The following is a 16,680-nucleotide window of genomic DNA, read 5'->3' as shown; positions in this document are numbered from 1 at the left end:
CCGCAAACGGCGAATCAGCGGAAGGTGGGTGGCGTGTGCGACCGAGACGGCTTACATCATGCCGCCCATGCCGCCGCCCATGCCGCCCATGCCGCCGGCACCGCCGGGGGCGCCGCCCTCTTCGTCGCCGCCCTTGTCGGTCGAGAGGTCGCCGGCGGAGATGATGTCGTCGATTTTGAGGACCAGGTTCGCGGCCTCGGCAGCGGAGGTGACGGCCTGTTCCTTGGCGTGGGCCGGTTCGACGACGCCAGCCTCGTAGGTGTCCTCGACGTCGCCCGTGAAGACGTTCAGGCCGGCTTCGATGTCGCCGTCCTCGTGGGCCGCACGCAGGTCGACGAGCGTGTCGATGGAGTCGAGACCGGCGTTCTCGGCGAGCACGCGCGGGACGAGCTCGAGCGAGTCGGCGAAGGCCTCGACGGCCAGCTGCTCGCGGCCGGAGACGGAGTCGGCGTAGTTGCGGAGGCGGCTGGCGAGTTCGACTTCGATGGCACCGCCGCCCGCGAGGACGCGGCCGTCGGAGACGGTCTGGGCGACGACGTCGAGCGCGTCGTTGACGCCGCGCTCGAGTTCGTCGACGACGTGGTCGGTCGAGCCGCGCAGCAGGAGCGTGACGCCGTGGGCGTCCTCGCCGGTGACGTAGAACAGTTCGTCCTCCTCGTCGCGGGTGACGTCACCGAAGCCGAGATCGTCCTCGGTGGCGCTCTCGAGGTCGGAGACGACCGTCGCGCCGACGACCTCCTGCAGGAACTCGAGGTCGGACTTCTTGGCGCGGCGGACGGCGAGGATGCCTTCCTTGGCGAGGTAGTGCTGAGCCAGGTCGTCGATGCCCTTCTGGCAGAAGACGACGTCGGCGCCGAGGGCGGCGATCTGGTCGACCTTCTCGCGGAGCTGCTCCTCCTCGCGGTCGAGGAACTTTTGGAGCTGGTCGGGGTCGGTGACCGACACTTCGGTGTCGACGTCGGTCTCCTCGACCTCGATGGGCTCGTTCAGCAGCAGGATGTTGGCGTCCGTGGCCTCGGTGGGCATGTTGTCGTGGACCGGGTCCTTGTCCACGATGCCGCCCTCGAGGAGGTCGGACTCGCCGGCGCTGTTGCCGGTCTGGGTCTCGATGTTGAGGAACTCGAGGTCGACGACGTTGTCGCCGTTCTCGTCCTCGACGGTGACCTGGCGGACGGCCTCGACGATGAGTTCGGCGAGGTACTCCTTGTTGACCTCGGTGCCCTTGCCGGTCATCGAGGTCTCGGCGACCGAGCGCAGGAGGTCCTCGTCTTCGGTGTCGACGTCCTGAGCGATGTCGTCGATCTCCTCGCGGGCCTGCTCGGAGGCCATGTGGAAGCCCTTGATGATCGCCGTCGGGTGGATGTCCTGCTCGAGGAGGTCCTCGGCGTTCTTCAGCAGTTCGCCGGCGATCGCGACGGCCGTCGTGGTGCCGTCGCCAGCCTCGTCCTCCTGGGTTTCGGCGACCTCGATGATCATCTCGGCCGTCGGGTTGTCGATGTCCATCTCCTGGAGGATGGTGACGCCGTCGTTCGTGATGGTGACCGACCCCATCGAGTCGACGAGCATCTTGTCCATCCCCTTCGGGCCGAGGGTCGAGCGGACGGCTTCGGCGACCGCACGGGCGGCGCTGATGTTGTAGTCCTGCGCGTCCTTGTCCTTGACGCGCTGGGAGTCCTCGCTCATTACGATCATCGGCTGTCCCTGCTGCATTCGCTGGCTCATAGTCGGTCGAACCATTGATTGTGATTCTACATAAATGTACCGTTCTATCGAGACGATGGTTGTTGCACCGGTACTCGATCGAGGCCCGGAAACCACCGGAGGGGACGCTGATATGGCCGAGATAGTGCGACGTGATACCACTCGAACAACTCCTGCACGAACCGGGGTTTCCCGCCACGTTTAAGTGAATTCAATTTGCGCGACGGGGTTGGTGACTCTCGAGCAGGGCGACGGCGACTCGAGGACGCCGGCGACGCCCTCGTGGCTCGAACCGTCGGCGACAAAGCGAACAATTAACCGCCTCTCGTCGAATCCATCGGTATGACCGGGGTAGACGGCCACGTCTTTGTCACGGGCGGCGCCGGGTTCATCGGCTCGCACCTCACGGAGCGGCTGCTCGCGGACGGCGCCGACGTAACGATCGTAGACGACCTCTCGAACGGCGCCGCCGAGCGCGTCCCCGACGACGCCGAACTCGTCGAGGCCGACTTGACGTCGATCTCGGCTGACGCGCTCGCGGACCACCTCGAGACCGTCGACCGCGTCTTCCACCTTGCGGCGTCGAAACACGTCGACACGGATCGCCCGCACGGCCAGTTCGAGGCCAACACGCGGATGACTCGCACGCTCCTCGAGGCGATGGCCGAGGCGGACGTCACGGATATCGCCTACACCTCCTCCTCGACGGTCTACGGCGAGGCGCCGCGGCCGACGCCCGAGGACTTCGCGCCGCTCGAGCCGATCAGCGCCTACGGCGCGAGCAAGTTAGCGGACGAGGGATTACTCTCTGCGCGCACGCACAGCCACGACCTGACGGTGTGGAACTTCCGCTTCGCCAACGTCGTCGGCCCGCGCCTGCGCGGCGCGGTGATTCCGGACTTCGTCGAGAAACTGCGGGCGGATCCCGACACGCTGACGATCCTCGGCAACGGCCGCCAGGAGAAGTCCTACCTCCACGTCGAGGACTGTCTGGACGCCATGCTGCACGTGATCGAGCACGCCGACGCCGCGATGAACACCTACAACCTCGGTACGCGCACGACCACGTCGGTCGACCGCATCGCGGCCATCGTCGCCGACGAGATGGGCGTAGAGCCCGACTTCGAGTACACCGGCGGCGAGCGCGGTTGGACCGGCGACGTGCCGAAGATGCGCCTCTCGATCGAGAAGCTCGCGGCGCTGGGCTGGGAGCCCGAACGCTCGAGCGACGAGGCGGTACGGCGAGCGACGCGGGAGATTCTCGACGAGTACAACGAGCGCTGACTGTCGCGGCGCCGCGCCACGGTTCCTGTTGCCGAATTGTCGCTCGAACGCACTCGAGCCCGACGCTCGAGCGTGTTTTAGGTGGGCTTAAATATCTGGCTGCAAAGCACTCGCGTATGCACGACGGCGGCGACCGGGGGGAGTCGCAAGCGCCGGATGAGCGGTCGATAGGTGTCGACGGCGACGGCGGCATCCGAGCCGCGCTGACTCGCCGCCGGCTGACGCTCGCCGGCACGCTTCTCGTCGCTCTCGGGCTCGTCGTCGCGGCCCGGCAACTCGACCTCGAGGCGGTCGTCGCCGACGCCGCGAGCGCCGATCCGCGGCTGCTCGCCCTCGCGGTCGCCGTCTACGCCGTCTCGTGGCCGATTCGCGGGCGCCGGTACGGGGACGTCCTGAGCGCGACGGGCCACCGCGCCGGCACGGGACTGCTCACGGCGGCCGTCTTCGTCAGCCAGACGGCCAACCTCGCGATTCCGGCACGGGCGGGCGACGCGACTCGCGCGTACGTCGTCAACGCTCGAGCGAACGTCCCCTACACCGCGGGGTTCGCCGCGCTGGCCGTCGAGCGGCTCTTCGATCTGGCAGCGATCGCCGTGCTGGCCGGGGGTGCGACGGCGTGGCTCGCGATCGGCGGCGGCGTCGGCCCGCTCGAGCTCGCCGCCGAGACTGGCGGCGCACGGGTCGCGTTCGCCGGCGCGGCCGCGGTGAGTACGGCTACCGTCGGGGTCGGCCTCGCCGTCGCGACGAGCGCCCGCTCGGATTACAGCGCGCGAGTCGCCGCGCGGTTGCGGGCGCTCGTTGCCGGCTCGCCGCGGCTCGAGGGGGCGCTCGAGGCAGCGCTCCGCTTTGCGGGCGATGTCGGCGTCGTCGCGCGCCGCCCGCGGGTGCTGGCCGCCGTCGCCGGAACCAGCCTGCTCGTCTGGACGCTCGACGTGCTCACGGCCGTCGTCGTCCTCGCGGCGCTGGACAGCGGCCTCGCCGTCGGCCCGCTGCTGGCCGTCGGCACGCTCGCGGTCAGCGTCGGCAACCTCGCGAAGGTCCTGCCGCTCTCGCAGGGCGGCGTCGGCCTCTACGAGGCCGCCTTCACGGCGCTGGTCGTCGGCCTCACGCCGGTCGGCGCGAGCACGGCGCTTGCGGCCGCGGTCGTCGACCACGCGCTGAAAAACGGCGTCACGCTGGTCGGAGGCGGCGCGGCGGTCGCCGGATTCGGGGTGTCGTTCGCCGACGCGACGGACGCGACCGCCGTCGACGCGGCCACCGACGACCGCTCGGTCTCGAGCGAGGACCGACGGACTTTTTAGGCGAGCCTAAAAACTGAAGGACAATGAGTCAGGACATCTGCGTCGTCGTGCCGACGATCCGGGAGTACGAGTGCATGCGATCGTACTTCGAGAACGCGCGCGAACACGGGTTCGACCTCTCGCGGCTCCACGTCGTGCTCGTCACCGAGGACTTCTGCGAGACCGACGCGATGGAACGGATGCTCGAGGAGGAGGGCGTCTCCGGCGAGGTCTTCGACGGCTCTCGGCGCGAGGAGTGGTACGCCGAACACGGAATCGAGGAGTACGGCCACGTCGTTCCGGCGGCCAGCCACGCCGAGACGAGCTTCGGCCTGCTGTACATGTGGGCCAACGACGAGTTCGAGTACGGCTTCTTCATCGACGACGACACCCTTCCACACCCCGAGGAGGACTTCTTCGGGACGCACATGGAGAACCTCGCGTTCGAGGGCGAGATCGAGGCAGTCTCCTCCGACGAGCAGTGGGTCAACGTCCTCTACCAGAACGCCGACGAGCACGGCCTCTACCCGCGGGGGTATCCCTACTCGGCGATGGGCGAGACCGTCGAGACGGACACGACCGCAATCGAAGGCGGAGAGGTCGTCGCCTCGCAGGGGCTGTGGACCAACGTGCCCGACCTCGACGCCGTCCGGATCCTGATGGACGGCGACCTCGAGGGGCAGGCTCAGACGCGTACGACGGCAGACGACTTCGGCGAGGACTTCGTCGCCGCGCGCGGCAACTACCTCACCGTCTGCTCGATGAACCTCGCCTTCCGCCGCGAGGTGATCCCCGCGTTCTACCAGCTTCCGATGGACGACAACGAGTGGGACGTCGGCCGCTTCGACGACATCTGGTCGGGCGTCTTCTTGAAGCGCGCCTGCGACGTGCTCGGCAAGCGCATCTACAACGGCGCGCCGCTCTGTGAACACAACAAGGCGCCGCGCAGCACCTTCGACGACCTCAACAACGAGGTCCCGGGGCTCGAGTTGAACGAGCACCTCTGGCGGGTCATCGACGACGCGGGCGAAGACGCCGACTCCTACGCCGACGTCTTCGAGGCGATGGCCCGCGAACTCGTCGACGGCGACTGGTCGGACTACAATAACGGGGCTTTCTTCAACTACGTCGGCGAACACATGCTCGACTGGCTCGAGTGTCTGTCGGCGCTGTCGACGGCCGATAACGAATCCGTTCGGATCGCTGCCAACCGTTAATCGTCACCTATAAGTTTTTAGGTAGGCCTAAATCGAATATGGAAGACGACAGTGAATACGACGCGGTTTCGCGCCGAAAAGCGCTACAGATCGGATCTGCGCTCGGCGCGGCCTCGATGGCGGGATGTTTGGGAATGTTCGGCGGCGACGGCGGCCAGAACGCCGAGATTCCGGAACTCTCGACGTTCCGCGGCTCCGGAGCGCTGGCAGAGGGCCGCCCCGCCCCGGGCGGGACGTCGATCGAGGAGCTTCCCGACCTCTCCGGCGAACTCTCGCTCTACATCGGCGGCGGGGAGGGCGGCATCTACTACGAGTTCGTGAACATGCTCCAGGAGATCTACCCCGATTTCGAGGTCTATCCCAACGACGACAGCTCCGCGTCGCTGGCCCAGACGATCGTCGAGGAGGTCGACTCCGGCGCCGCACAGGCCGACGTGTTCTGGTCGATCGACGCCAGTTCGCTGGGGTTCGTCGCGGACAACGACGCCTACGAGCCGCTGTCGGACGAGGCAGTCGGATCGGTCGCCAACGACCAGTTCGTCGGCGACGACAACGCCTGGGCGGGCGTCGCCGGGCGCGCCCGTGCGGTCCCGTACAACACCGAGGAGTTGAGCGAGTCGGATATCCCCGATACCGTCCAGGAGTTCCCCGGAACCGACGCGCTGCAGGGAACGATGGGCTGGGCGCCGACCTACGGCGCGTTCAAGTCGTTCGTGACCGCCATGCGGTTGATCCAGGGCGAGGACGCGACGCGCCAGTGGCTGGTCGACATGCGCGACGCCGGCACCGAACGGTACGGCAACGAGTACGCCGTCTCGCAGAACGTCGCCAACGGATCGCTCGCGGCCGGGTTCGCCAACCACTACTACGCGATGCGCGTCAAGAACCAACAGCCCGACGCGCCGATCGATCTTGCCTTCACCGAAGGCGACGCCGGCGCGCTGGTCAACGTCGCCGGCGCGCTGAAGGTCCAGGGCACCCAACGGGGTGACCTCGTCGACAACTTCGTCCGCCACCTGCTGTCCGCGGAGGCCCAGGAGTACTTCACGACGGTCAGTTTCGCCTACCCGATGATCGAGGGCGTCGATCCCGTCGGCGGTCTCCCGTCGATCGCCGACCTGAATCCGCCGGAGATCGACCTCGCGGAACTGTCCGATCTCGAGCCGACCCTCGAGCTGATGGAGGACGCCGGCGTCTCGGGATGACCCTCCGGAAGCGGCTTTCGCGGACGCTCGAGCGGGCCGCCGACGGCGACGACGCCGCCGGCGTCGGCCTGACGCTGCTCGCCGCGGCTCTCGCCGCCGTCCTCGTACTCCCGCTCGTCTGGCTCGTCTTCGACGCCGCCGCGCTCGGGAGCCGCGCGCTCGAGCTCGCCGTGGCGCCCCAGACCCTCGAGGTGCTGGTTCGCAGCGTCGCGCTCGTGGCGGTCGTCACCGGTGCGAGCATCCTCATCGGCGTCCCGCTCGCGCTGTTGACGGTGCAGGGGTCGATCCCGTTTCCGCGCTTCTGGACCGTCCTCGCCGCGCTCCCGCTCGCGGTACCGAGCTATCTCGGGGCGTTCGCGTTCGTTTCGGCGTTCGGCCCGAACGGCGAGTTCGCCGACCTGCTGGCGCCGCTCGGCGTCGAGTCGGTGCCTTCGATCTACGGGTTCGCCGGCGCGGCGTTCGTACTGACGCTCTATACCTACCCCTACGTCTTCCTCACGACGCGGGCCTCGCTGCTCTCGCTCGACGGCTCGCTCGTCGAGGCCGCCCGAACGCTCAACGCCGGCCGCTGGGAGGCGTTCCGGCGGGTCACGCTGCCCCAGATCCTGCCCGGCATCACCGCCGGCGCCTTGCTCGTGGCGCTGTACGCGCTGGCCGACTTCGGGACGCCCAACATCATGCGCGTCGAGGTGTTCACGCAGTTCATCTACGCCCGGTACAACGCCTTCGCCCGCGACTACGCCGCCTTGCTGTCGCTCCAGTTGCTGACCGTGACGGCGATCGTCCTCGCCCTCGAGTCGCGCATCGGCGTCGACGAGTCCGGCGCCTACGAGAGCAGCGGCCACCGCGGCACCGCCGACCTCGAACTCGGTCGCTGGCGGTACGCGGCGCTGGCGTTGCCGGCGGCGATCGCTCTGTTGGCGATCGCCCTGCCGATCGCCATCTTCGGGCTGTGGCTGGTCACGGGCGGCCCCGGCTACCAGGTCGGTCGGCTCACCTTCGACTGGGAGTACGGCTTCAACTCGGCGTACGTCGCCCTGCTGGCCGCGATCGCGTCGGTACTGGTCGCCCTGCCGATCGCGATCGGCTCGGCGACGTCGGACTCGAGGCTGGCGGCGCTGGCCGATCGCGCGCCGTACGTCGGCTACGCGACGCCCGGGATCGTGCTGGCGATCGCGCTGTTGAGTTTCACCCTCGACGTGCTGCCGGCGATCTACAAGACCGTGCCGCTGCTGGTGTTCGCCTACGTCGTCCGCTTTATGCCCCAGGCGATCGGCTCGATTCGAACGTCGACCCTGCAGGTGGACCGGCGGCTCGTAGAAGCGGCGCGCACGCTCGGGCGCTCGCGACTGAACACGTTCCGCTCGGTGACGCTGCCCCTGATCCTTCCGGGAGTGGTGACCGGCGCCGCGCTCGTTTTCCTCACGACGATGAAGGAACTGCCCGCGACGCTGATGTTGCGCCCGCTCGGATTCGAAACGCTCGTCACCTTCATCTGGCGGGTCGAGGAGGCCGGCCTGTACGGGCAGGCTGCGGTGCCGGCGCTCGTACTGGTCGTCATCTCCGGCCTGTCGATGGCCGTCATGCTGGCACAGGAGGGGCGATGATCGGCGCCGACTCGAGTCGAAACGATCTAAGACGCCGAACCTGGTACGCCGCGGTCGCCGTCGTCGCCCTCGTCGGTGCCGTCGCCGTCTGGTTGCTCGCGACCCGCACCTTCCAGTACCACTCGCTCAACCACGACGAGGGGGTCTACCTCCAGCAGGCGGCGATGGTGCTGGACGGCCAACTCTTCCTCGAGCCGCCCGTCGAGGGCGTCTTCCGCCCGTGGTTCTTCGTCGAGGACGGCGACCGGCTCTATCCGAAGTACGCGCCCGTCCCCGCGGCGATCTTCGCGCTCGGCGAACTGGTCTGGAGCTACCGGATCGCGCTGCCCGCGATCGCCGCCGCGATCCTCGCGCTGGTGGCGCTGGTCGTCCGGGAGGCGTTCGACCGGCGAACCGGTATCGCGGCCGCCGTCGCCGTGCTCTGTTCGCCGCTGTTCCTGCTCGACACGGCGATGTTCCTTCCGTATGCTCCGACGACGATGCTCAACTTGGCCTTCGCCTACAGTTACTTCCGGGCCGACCGGACGGACGATAGCCGTTGGGCCGCCGGCGCCGGCGCGGCCATCGGCCTAGCCTTCTTCGCGCGCCCCTACACCGCCGTCCTGTTCGCCGCGCCCTTTATCCTCCACGCCTGCTGGACCATCCGGCGCGATCCTCGAGCGGCGCTGCCCCGACAACTCGCGACGGCGGCGCTCGGACTTGCGGGGGTCGCGCTCGCGCTTTCCTACAACGCCGTCGTGACCGGCTCGCCGCTGGTGTTCCCCTACCAGGCGTTCGCCCCGCTCGACGGACCCGGGTTCGGCCACCGGGAGATTCTCGGCCACGAGGCCGACTACACCGTCGAGTTGGCGCTGCGCTCGAACGCCCTGGTCCTGCGGTCGTTCGCGACCGAGTGGATCGCGGGCGGCTTCCTCGGCGCGGCGGCCGCCGCGGTCGGGTTCGCCGCGACTGTCCGACGCGGGCTCTCACCTCGGCAGGCCGTCCTCGCCGCCGTCGCCCCGAGCGTCGTCGTCGGCAACGTCTTCTTCTGGGGCAACTTCAACATCCTCGGCGCCCTCGAGGTCGCCGGCGACGGGTTGATCGCGACCCACGGCCCGTACTACCACTTCGACCTATTGGTGCCGTTCGCGGCCTTCGGCGCCGTCGGCGCGCTGGCGCTGGGTCGCGGCCTTCGGCGGACGGCCGACCGGCGGCTGACGCCGCGGGTCGCCCGCGCGACGCTCGTTGTAGCGCTACTCGTGAGCGCCCTCGCCGTCGGCGGCGTGACGGCGGTGACCTTCGACGAGAAGGTCGACCGCAACGCCGCCGTGACTGATACCTACGACCGGGTCTACGACCCGCTCGAGGACGCGCCGGATGATCGGTCGGTCGTCTTCCTCCCGACGCCGTACGGCGACTGGCTCAACCATCCGTTCCAGCCGTTCCGGAACGATCCCGACTTCGACGGGCAGCGGGTGTACGCCCTCGACGAGCGGCCGTTCGCCGTCGCGGACACCTACCCCGACCGATCGCTGTACCGGTTCGCCTACCGCGGCGCGTGGTCGCCCCAGGCCGGCTCGCCCCACGCGTCGCGGCTGCAGCCGGTCGACCACGTCGCCGGCGACGCGGTGCGGTTGAACGCGACCGTCGCAGTTCCCGACGCGGCGTCGGGGGCCACCGTAACCGTCACCGCGGCCAACGGCAGCGACACGGCCGTCGCCTCGAACGCCTCCGGGCCGACGAGCCTCCGGGTGACAGTCACCGACGACACCGTCCGCGTCCAGGGGACGGGCGGGGACGTCGACGCCTCGCTCCCGGTCGCCGACCGGGAGGACGTCACCCTGACCGTGTTCGTCGACCGCGGCCCCGGGAGCAGTTTCAGCTACCGGTTCGAGCTCCCGGTCCGCACGACCGGCGACACCGTCGACGCGCTGACGCCCCGCGTCGAACGGTGCACCGCGATCCGCGACTGCGGCGGCGAAGCGGCGTACATCCCGACCGAATCGCCCGGCGACACCGGCGTCGACGTACAGACCGAGCTCGTCGCGCTCGAGGACGACGAGACCGACAGCACCGAACCAACCAACGACTAAAACGCACGCACTCGAGCTATGCCCATGGAACTCACGCGACGGGACGCGGTCGCGGCGCTCGGCGCCGCCGGTATCGCGGGCGCCGGCGCCTTCGCGCTCTCGTCGTCCGATTCATCGGAGTCGGACCGCGGCCTCGCGGACGACGACCTCGAGACGATGGTCGCCGCCGCCGAGGTGCTGTACCCGTCGGCCGTCGACGGCGTTCGGGAGTTCGTCGAGTCGTACGTCGGCGGCCGCGCGGCCGCCGACGAGGACTGGGCCGACGCGGTCGCCGACGTCGTCGCGTACCTCGACGACTACGCCGACGCCTGGTACGACGACTCGTTCGCGTCGCTTTCCCCGGACGCCCGCGACGATGCGCTGCGGCGGATGGGCGCGGACGCGGTCTCGTCGGAGCCCGACGGCGGCTCCGTCGAGCGGGTCCGCTACTACGTCGTCAACGAACTCCTGTTCGCGCTGTACGCGTCGCCGACCGGCGGCGAACTGGTCGGCCTCGAGAATCCGCAGGGCCACCCGGGCGGGACCGAGAGTTACCGTCGCGGGCCGCCCGGACCGTCGGAGTGACACCCCCACCGGAGCCGCGGGTTCAACCCCCAGCCGCGTATTTCAGGCACTACTGTTAGGGGGCGGCTACGCGCCACGGACGCGTATACCGATGACTCCGCCGACGGACCGATGCGGACACGTCACGACCAGCAGCGGCGTCAACGACGCCGGCGCGGTCTGTTGCTACCGCCCGACCTGGCGCGACGGCGACCGCTGTCTCTGGCACACCGAAACCGTCGTCCCGACGCCGGCCTACGAGGAGCACGTGCCGGCCGCGGACGAGCGCCTCGACGGCGCGAACTTCCGCGAGGCGACGCTGAGCGACACCTCGTTTCTCGCCGGCTGCTCGCTCGTCGAAGCCGATTTCACGGACGCGGTACTGGACGGCGCCGACCTCTCCGAAACCGACCTCCGCCGCGCCACGTTTCGAGACGTCGACGCCCACGGCACCTCCTTCCGCGGGGCCAATCTCCACGACGCGTCGTTCGTCTTCGCGGACCTCCGCGGCGCCGACTTTCGGGACGCCCGGCTCTACCGCGCGGGTCTGACCGACGTCCGGCTCAACCTCGAGACCGCGTTCGGCGACCGAACCGTCTACGAGGACGAATTCGACGCGGCGTCGGGGAACGACGTCACGGCCAGGGCGGACTCCGTGCAGTGGGTGTACCGGGAACTGCAGCGCGTCTACGACGAGAACGCGTTTCCCGAGCGCGTCCACGCGTACTATCTCCGCGAGAAGGACTTCCGGCGCCGCCACGCCTGGCGGACCGGCGCCTACCTGCGGGCGATCAAACTCGCGGGCTCGCGGTGGATCATGCACTACGGCACCAGCCCGTGGCGCGTCGTCGCAACTTCGCTGGTACTGATCGTCGTCTGTGCCGGGTTGTACCCGCTGACGGGCGGCGTCCAGGAGGTCGGAACCGACAGCGCGGTCACGTACGCGATCGAGGACCCCGCCGACACGCCCGGTCGCGTCCTCGTCCGGGCGTTCCTCAAAAGTCTCTACTTCAGCGTCGTCACCTTCGCGACGCTCGGCTACGGCGACATCCAGCCGGTCGGCCAGTGGGCGCGGGCCATCGCGAGCGTCGAGACGCTGCTCGGCTCGCTGCTGATGGCGCTGTTGGTGTTCGTCCTCACGCAGAGCGTGGAATCCTAACCATTCGTCGTCCGTGCGCCGTCCGCTTCCCGCGACCGGTCCGAACTCGAGCCGCCCCACGCTTCTAAGTACGTCTCGAGCGTACGCTCCCGTGATCCCGTATGCTCGAGTCCCTCCGCCAGCGATCGGCGACCGACGGCGAAGCGACCGACCGGTCCCCGACGGACGGTGAGGGAACGGCTTCGAAACCGCTCTCTCGGACGACTCCCGTCCGGTTGGGTCGGCTGCTGTACGGCGGCGTGCTCGCGACGATGGCGGTCGACGGGCTGATGAACACCGAAGAGCGCGCCGAGTACGCGGCGGCGAAGGGGGTCCCGATGCCCGGGCTCGCGAACATCGGAGCCCATACGCTTTTGCTCGTCGGCGGAGTCGGCATCGCCCTCTGGCGGATTCCGGCGGTTGCGGCGAGCGCGGCGGCCGCGTTCTTCCTGGGCGTGACGCCGGCGATGCACGACTTCTGGACCGTCGACGATCCCGAGCAACAGCAACAGGAGATGATCAACTTCCTCAAGAACACGGCGCTGCTCGGGGGTGCGCTGGTGTTTCTCGGCGTTGCGAACGAACGTGAGCGCGAGTAGCGCAGGCCGCGTTCTGCGCTCCTGCCAGCCACACCGCCGACGGTTAGCGGAACCGTTCCTCGAGACAGACCTTGACGATCGATTTCGCGATCTCGGCGCCGCCCTGAATCGGGTCGAGCTTCGTCTCGCCGGCGCGTTCGCGGTACTCGATCGGGTGCTCGCGGACGTCGTAGCCGCGCATCAGCGGCCGGATCAGCAACTCGGCCGAGAGGCCCGTGTTTTCGGTCCACTCGATGGACTCGACGACGTCGCGGCGGTAGGCCCGCATCCCGGTCGTCGTGTCGTGAACGCGGGTGCCCATCAGGACGCTGGCGATGGCGGCGAAGGCGTGGTTACCGAAGCGGTTGAACGTCGGCATCGCGTCCGCGCCGTGGTAGAGCCGGTCGCCGCTGACGACGTCGTACCCCTCGTTGATCAGCTCGAGGAACTCCGGGAGCTGCTCCATCGGGTAGGTGTCGTCGCAGTCGGTCGTGACGACGATCGGTCGGTCGGGCTCTAAGATCGCCGCGCGGACGGCGACGCCGTACCCCTGCGGGCGCTGCTCGATGACCGTCGCGCCGTGCTCGCGGGCGATCTCGGGCGTCCGGTCCGAGGAGCCGTCGACGCAGACGACTTCGGCCTTGCCGTCGGTTACGTCCTCGATGTCCGAGAGCACCGTGCCGATCGCTTCCTCCTCGTTGTAGGTCCCCATGACGACGCTGACGTCCTCGAAGGTGTACTCGCGGTCGCATCGGTCGTCGGTCTCGCCGCTCGCCTCCAGTTCGGTCTGATCCCCACTACTCATGGATGGTACTCACCACCGATCTCATTTATACTTTTAGGTATGCCTAAAATACGGTTGCACAGGTTACAGGTCCTCGTGGACGTGATCGGCCGTCTTCAGCGCCAGCGCCGCGATCGTCAGCGTCGGGTTCATCGCGCCGGCGGTCGGGAAAACGCTGCTCGAGGCGATCCAGCAGTTTGCGAGGTCGTGGGTCCGCAGGCGGGCGTTCACCACGCTCTCCGCGGGGTCGTTCCCCATCCGCGTCGTGCCCATGTGGTGGTAGGCCGGACCCGTGTTGTCGGGGCCGACCTGCCAGGTGATCTCGGCGCCCAGTTCCTCGAGAACCCGCTCCTGAATCTCGTTGACCCGCTCGATGGTCTCTAGAGCCCGATCGCCGACGTTCCAGTGGACGTCCGGCACCGGATTGCCGCGGTCGTCGGTCGTCGACCGGTCGAGGCCGACGTAGCTGTCCTCGCGGGGGAGTTGCTCGACCAGCGCGCCCATGCCGATGTGGTTGCCGTACTCGCTGCGCAGGCGCTCGAGGAGGTCGTCGCCCCAGTCGTCGCCGGTCAGAGCCGACTCGACGGGCGAGGGCCCGTCGTAGTTGAAGAACTCGAGTTTGAACGGCGCCTGCTCCGCGTCGGCCTCGTCGTAGAACTGGTGGGACTCGCTGGTGAGGAAGCCGACGTGGTTCTGCCGGGTCCGTTCGTCGAGGACGCCGCCCGTGCCGGCGAAGAGGTGGTCCATGAAGAACTTCCCGACGAGGCCGCTCGAGTTCGCGAGGCCGTCGGGGTAGTGGCTCGATTCCGAGAGCAAGAGCAGGCGCGGCGTCTCGACGCCGCCGCAGGCGATGACGAAGGCGTCGGCCTCCTGCCGGTGCTGCTCGTCCTCCGGCGTCGCGTAGACGGCCGCCTCGATCCGGTCGGGGCCGTGCTCTAAGCGCTGGACGGGCGCGCGGTCGATCACCGTCGCCCCCTTCGACTCGGCGCGCTCGACGTGGACCGTCGCGTCGTACTTCGCGCCGGCGGGACAGACCGGTTGGCAGGTGCCGTAGCCGACGCAGGCGTTGCGGTCGTCGTAGGCCTCCGAGTTGCGCGCGTTCGGCACCGAGTGCATCGCGATCCCCACCTCCTCGCAGGCCTCGGCGAACAGCGAGTCGCTGTAGGAGGGCTCGAACGCCGGCATCGGATGCGGTTCTTCGCGGGGCGGCGCGAACGGGTTGTCGCTGGCGCCGGCGACGCCGAGTTCGCGCTCGGCCTCGGCGTAGTAAGGCCGCAAATCCTCGTAGTCGATCGGCCAGTCGACGCCGACCCCGCGAGCGCTCTTCGAGTTGAAGTCGTCCTCGTGGAGCCGCATCACCATCCCCTGCCAGTGGAGCGTCGAGCCGCCGACGCCCTTCACGCGGGCGTGATTCAGCGGGTAGAACCAGTCGCCCGACGCCGCGTGCGCGTCCCGTTCGGGCTCGCCGTCCCAGACGTCCGGTCGGTCGTAGGCCGGTCTGATCGCCCGCTCTTGGCGCGCGAGCCGATCTTCCGGGTCGAACCGCGGGCCGGCCTCGAGCACGACGACTTCGCGGCCCGCGTCGGCGAGTCGATCGGCGACGAGTCCGCCGGCCGGTCCCGCGCCGATGATACAGACGTCGGCACCCGAGACCGGCGTTCGGTCGACGTCGTCGTCGACCGGGGCGGCGCTCTCCGCGGGGGATCTGTCGATACTCACGCCGTCGCCCCCCGTCGATCGAGTGCGCCGGTCGCTCGACCGCCGTCCCCCTCGAGCGCGGCGCGTCCTCCGGACGTCTCGCGCCGTCTCCGTTCCATACGCGCGGATTAGGTCGACCTAATCCTTATACCCGTTGGAACGAGTCGCACCGGCCTCAGTACATCGGCTGCTCTCACGCCGTCTCGATCGGCTCGAGCAGCGACGGATCGTCGTTCGCCGGATCGTTGACCGCCGTCGACACCGGATACGCCCGCATCTCGTCGGCCGGATAGGGCTCGAGCAGCCCCTCGGCTTTGGGATCGTCGGCGGTCAACCACTCCCGCTCGCGGTCGGGCTCGAGGATGACGGCCATCCGGTGGTGGAGATCGGCGACGAGGTCGTTCGGCTCCGCGGTGAGAATGGTGAAGGTCTCGAGCGCGCCGTCGTCCTCGCCGTCGCTCTCGAGCCCGCCGCCGAAGGCGTCGAGCCCGGCCTGGGTCGTTTCGTCGTCGGGCTCCCAGCGCTCCCACAGCCCGGCCATCGCGAACGGCCGGTCGTCCTCGAGGGCGACCCGGTAGGGCTGTTTGCCGTTCTCGGTCTCGACCCACTCGTAGAAGCCGTCTGCGGGAACGAGACACCGGCGCCGCTCGTAGGCCTCGCGAAAACTCGGCTTCTCGTCGACGGTCTCCGCCCGCGCGTTGATCATCCCGCCGCTGTCGTCGTCGGCCCACGACGGCACGAGGCCCCACTCGAGCCGTCGCACCGTCTCGGGCGCGTCGTCGGTGATGACCGGCAGTTCCTGGCCCGGCGCCGCGTTGTACCGCGGCTCGAACGCGCCGCTCGAGTCGCCGACGATCACGTCGAATCGATCCTCGAACGCGTCGCGCTCGAGGGTCAGCGTGTATCGTCCGCACATACCCGTCCGTAGGGCACCCGTGGTGAAACGTGTACCCGTTCGGCGGCAATCTGGACCGGCCCGACCGGCGATCAGCCGGTAAACTCGTAGAGTTCGTCGCCGACGTGGTGCAGCGAGTCGACGACCTTCCCCTCGTCGCCGACCATGTCGTCGCCCGGAACGCGGGCGCGGCCGACCGCCAGCACCTTTCCGTGCGATTCCTCGGCGATGACGACCAGATCGTCCGGCTCGATGTCGTCGGTCGCCTCCGTGATCCCGGGCCGCATCACGTCCGCGCCGTCGCTGACGAACGAGATCGCACCCGAATCAACCGTCACGACCCGTTTGTCCGGCTCGTAGGCGTTGGCGCCTCGCACCGTCAGGAACGGCTCCTCGTCGAAGTACGCGACCTGCGGTTCGCCGTCGATGAGGATCACTTCCCAGTCGGTGTCCTCGAACTCGACGCGCTCGTAGGCGTCCCCCTCGGGTTCGACGCCGAGGTGATCGGCGAGTGCGTCCTCGAGCGCCGAGACGGCGTCGCTCCGCAGGTGGTGGCGAGACTTGACTTCCATACCCCGCGCTACCCGCTGTATGCATTTAACGGATTAGATTCCGGAGCGGTGTCACGGCTGCCACCGCCCCTGCAGACGGTGCGGGGAGGGTCGACGCTATTCACCG

Annotated in this window: 14 protein-coding genes; 9 read left to right on the top strand and 5 right to left on the bottom strand. The window is 68.8% G+C overall.

The genetic code is table 11. The features are described 5' to 3' along the window. Positions 1–51: 51 nt before the first annotated feature. Positions 52–1,710: a thermosome subunit beta gene (gene thsB, locus ATJ93_RS06745; protein ID WP_120243812.1), complete on the bottom strand. Its 1,659-nt coding sequence runs from the start codon at positions 1,708–1,710 to the stop codon at positions 52–54. Between the two features lie 333 nt (positions 1,711–2,043). On the opposite strand from thsB, the gene ATJ93_RS06740 reads away from it, so the two are divergent. The 9 genes from ATJ93_RS06740 (at position 2,044) to ATJ93_RS06700 (ending at position 12,646) form a co-directional block, all read left to right on the top strand. Further along, the gene (locus ATJ93_RS06740; protein ID WP_120243811.1) at positions 2,044–2,985 is read left to right on the top strand and encodes an NAD-dependent epimerase/dehydratase family protein; all 942 of its coding nucleotides are present in this window, start codon (positions 2,044–2,046) and stop codon (positions 2,983–2,985) included. 116 nt (positions 2,986–3,101) lie between these two features. Continuing rightward, the gene (locus tag ATJ93_RS06735; protein ID WP_120243810.1) at positions 3,102–4,286 is read left to right on the top strand and encodes a lysylphosphatidylglycerol synthase transmembrane domain-containing protein; all 1,185 of its coding nucleotides are present in this window, start codon (positions 3,102–3,104) and stop codon (positions 4,284–4,286) included. A 23-nt stretch (positions 4,287–4,309) separates the two neighbouring features. Beyond that, on the top strand, positions 4,310–5,482 hold the full coding sequence (locus ATJ93_RS06730; protein WP_120243809.1) for an alpha-1 4-glucan-protein synthase: 1,173 nt from the start codon (positions 4,310–4,312) through the stop codon (positions 5,480–5,482). A gap of 38 nt (positions 5,483–5,520) precedes the next feature. Next, on the top strand, positions 5,521–6,687 hold the full coding sequence (locus ATJ93_RS06725; protein ID WP_120243808.1) for an extracellular solute-binding protein: 1,167 nt from the start codon (positions 5,521–5,523) through the stop codon (positions 6,685–6,687). Next, a complete protein-coding gene (locus ATJ93_RS06720) occupies positions 6,684–8,294 on the top strand; it encodes an ABC transporter permease (protein ID WP_120243807.1) in 1,611 nt (536 codons plus the stop codon). Before ATJ93_RS06725 ends, ATJ93_RS06720 begins: the two co-directional genes overlap by 4 nt. Beyond that, a complete protein-coding gene (locus ATJ93_RS06715) occupies positions 8,291–10,366 on the top strand; it encodes a DUF7846 domain-containing protein (protein ID WP_120243806.1) in 2,076 nt (691 codons plus the stop codon). Before ATJ93_RS06720 ends, ATJ93_RS06715 begins: the two co-directional genes overlap by 4 nt. A 24-nt stretch (positions 10,367–10,390) precedes the next feature. After that, a complete protein-coding gene (locus ATJ93_RS06710; RefSeq protein WP_120243805.1) occupies positions 10,391–10,930 on the top strand; it encodes a gluconate 2-dehydrogenase subunit 3 family protein in 540 nt (179 codons plus the stop codon). Positions 10,931–11,021: 91 nt separating this feature from the next. Beyond that, positions 11,022–12,068, top strand: a complete 1,047-nt coding sequence (locus ATJ93_RS06705; RefSeq protein ID WP_120243804.1) for a pentapeptide repeat-containing protein — start codon at positions 11,022–11,024, stop codon at positions 12,066–12,068. A gap of 101 nt (positions 12,069–12,169) precedes the next feature. Continuing rightward, the gene (locus ATJ93_RS06700; RefSeq protein ID WP_120243803.1) at positions 12,170–12,646 is read left to right on the top strand and encodes a DoxX family protein; all 477 of its coding nucleotides are present in this window, start codon (positions 12,170–12,172) and stop codon (positions 12,644–12,646) included. A gap of 43 nt (positions 12,647–12,689) precedes the next feature. Here ATJ93_RS06700 and ATJ93_RS06695 read toward each other — a convergent pair whose 3' ends face one another. From ATJ93_RS06695 to ATJ93_RS06680, 4 genes are all read right to left on the bottom strand, one after another. Then, a complete protein-coding gene (locus ATJ93_RS06695) occupies positions 12,690–13,337 on the bottom strand; it encodes a dolichyl-phosphate hexose transferase (protein WP_245977525.1) in 648 nt (215 codons plus the stop codon). 156 nt (positions 13,338–13,493) lie between these two features. After that, positions 13,494–15,128, bottom strand: a complete 1,635-nt coding sequence (locus tag ATJ93_RS06690; RefSeq protein WP_120243801.1) for a GMC family oxidoreductase — start codon at positions 15,126–15,128, stop codon at positions 13,494–13,496. A gap of 172 nt (positions 15,129–15,300) precedes the next feature. Further along, positions 15,301–16,023 (bottom strand): SOS response-associated peptidase, encoded by a 723-nt coding sequence (locus tag ATJ93_RS06685; RefSeq protein WP_120243800.1) that lies wholly within the window; start codon positions 16,021–16,023, stop codon positions 15,301–15,303. 71 nt (positions 16,024–16,094) lie between these two features. Then, positions 16,095–16,574 carry an RNA-binding protein gene (locus tag ATJ93_RS06680; protein WP_120243799.1) on the bottom strand — a complete coding sequence of 160 codons (480 nt, stop codon included), beginning with the start codon at positions 16,572–16,574 and terminating at the stop codon, positions 16,095–16,097. Between the last annotated feature and the right edge of the window lie 106 nt (positions 16,575–16,680).

It is taken from the genome of Halopiger aswanensis (assembly GCF_003610195.1).
Lineage (GTDB): Archaea > Halobacteriota > Halobacteria > Halobacteriales > Natrialbaceae > Halopiger > Halopiger aswanensis.
This window is presented reverse-complemented; position numbering and strand designations above follow the sequence as displayed.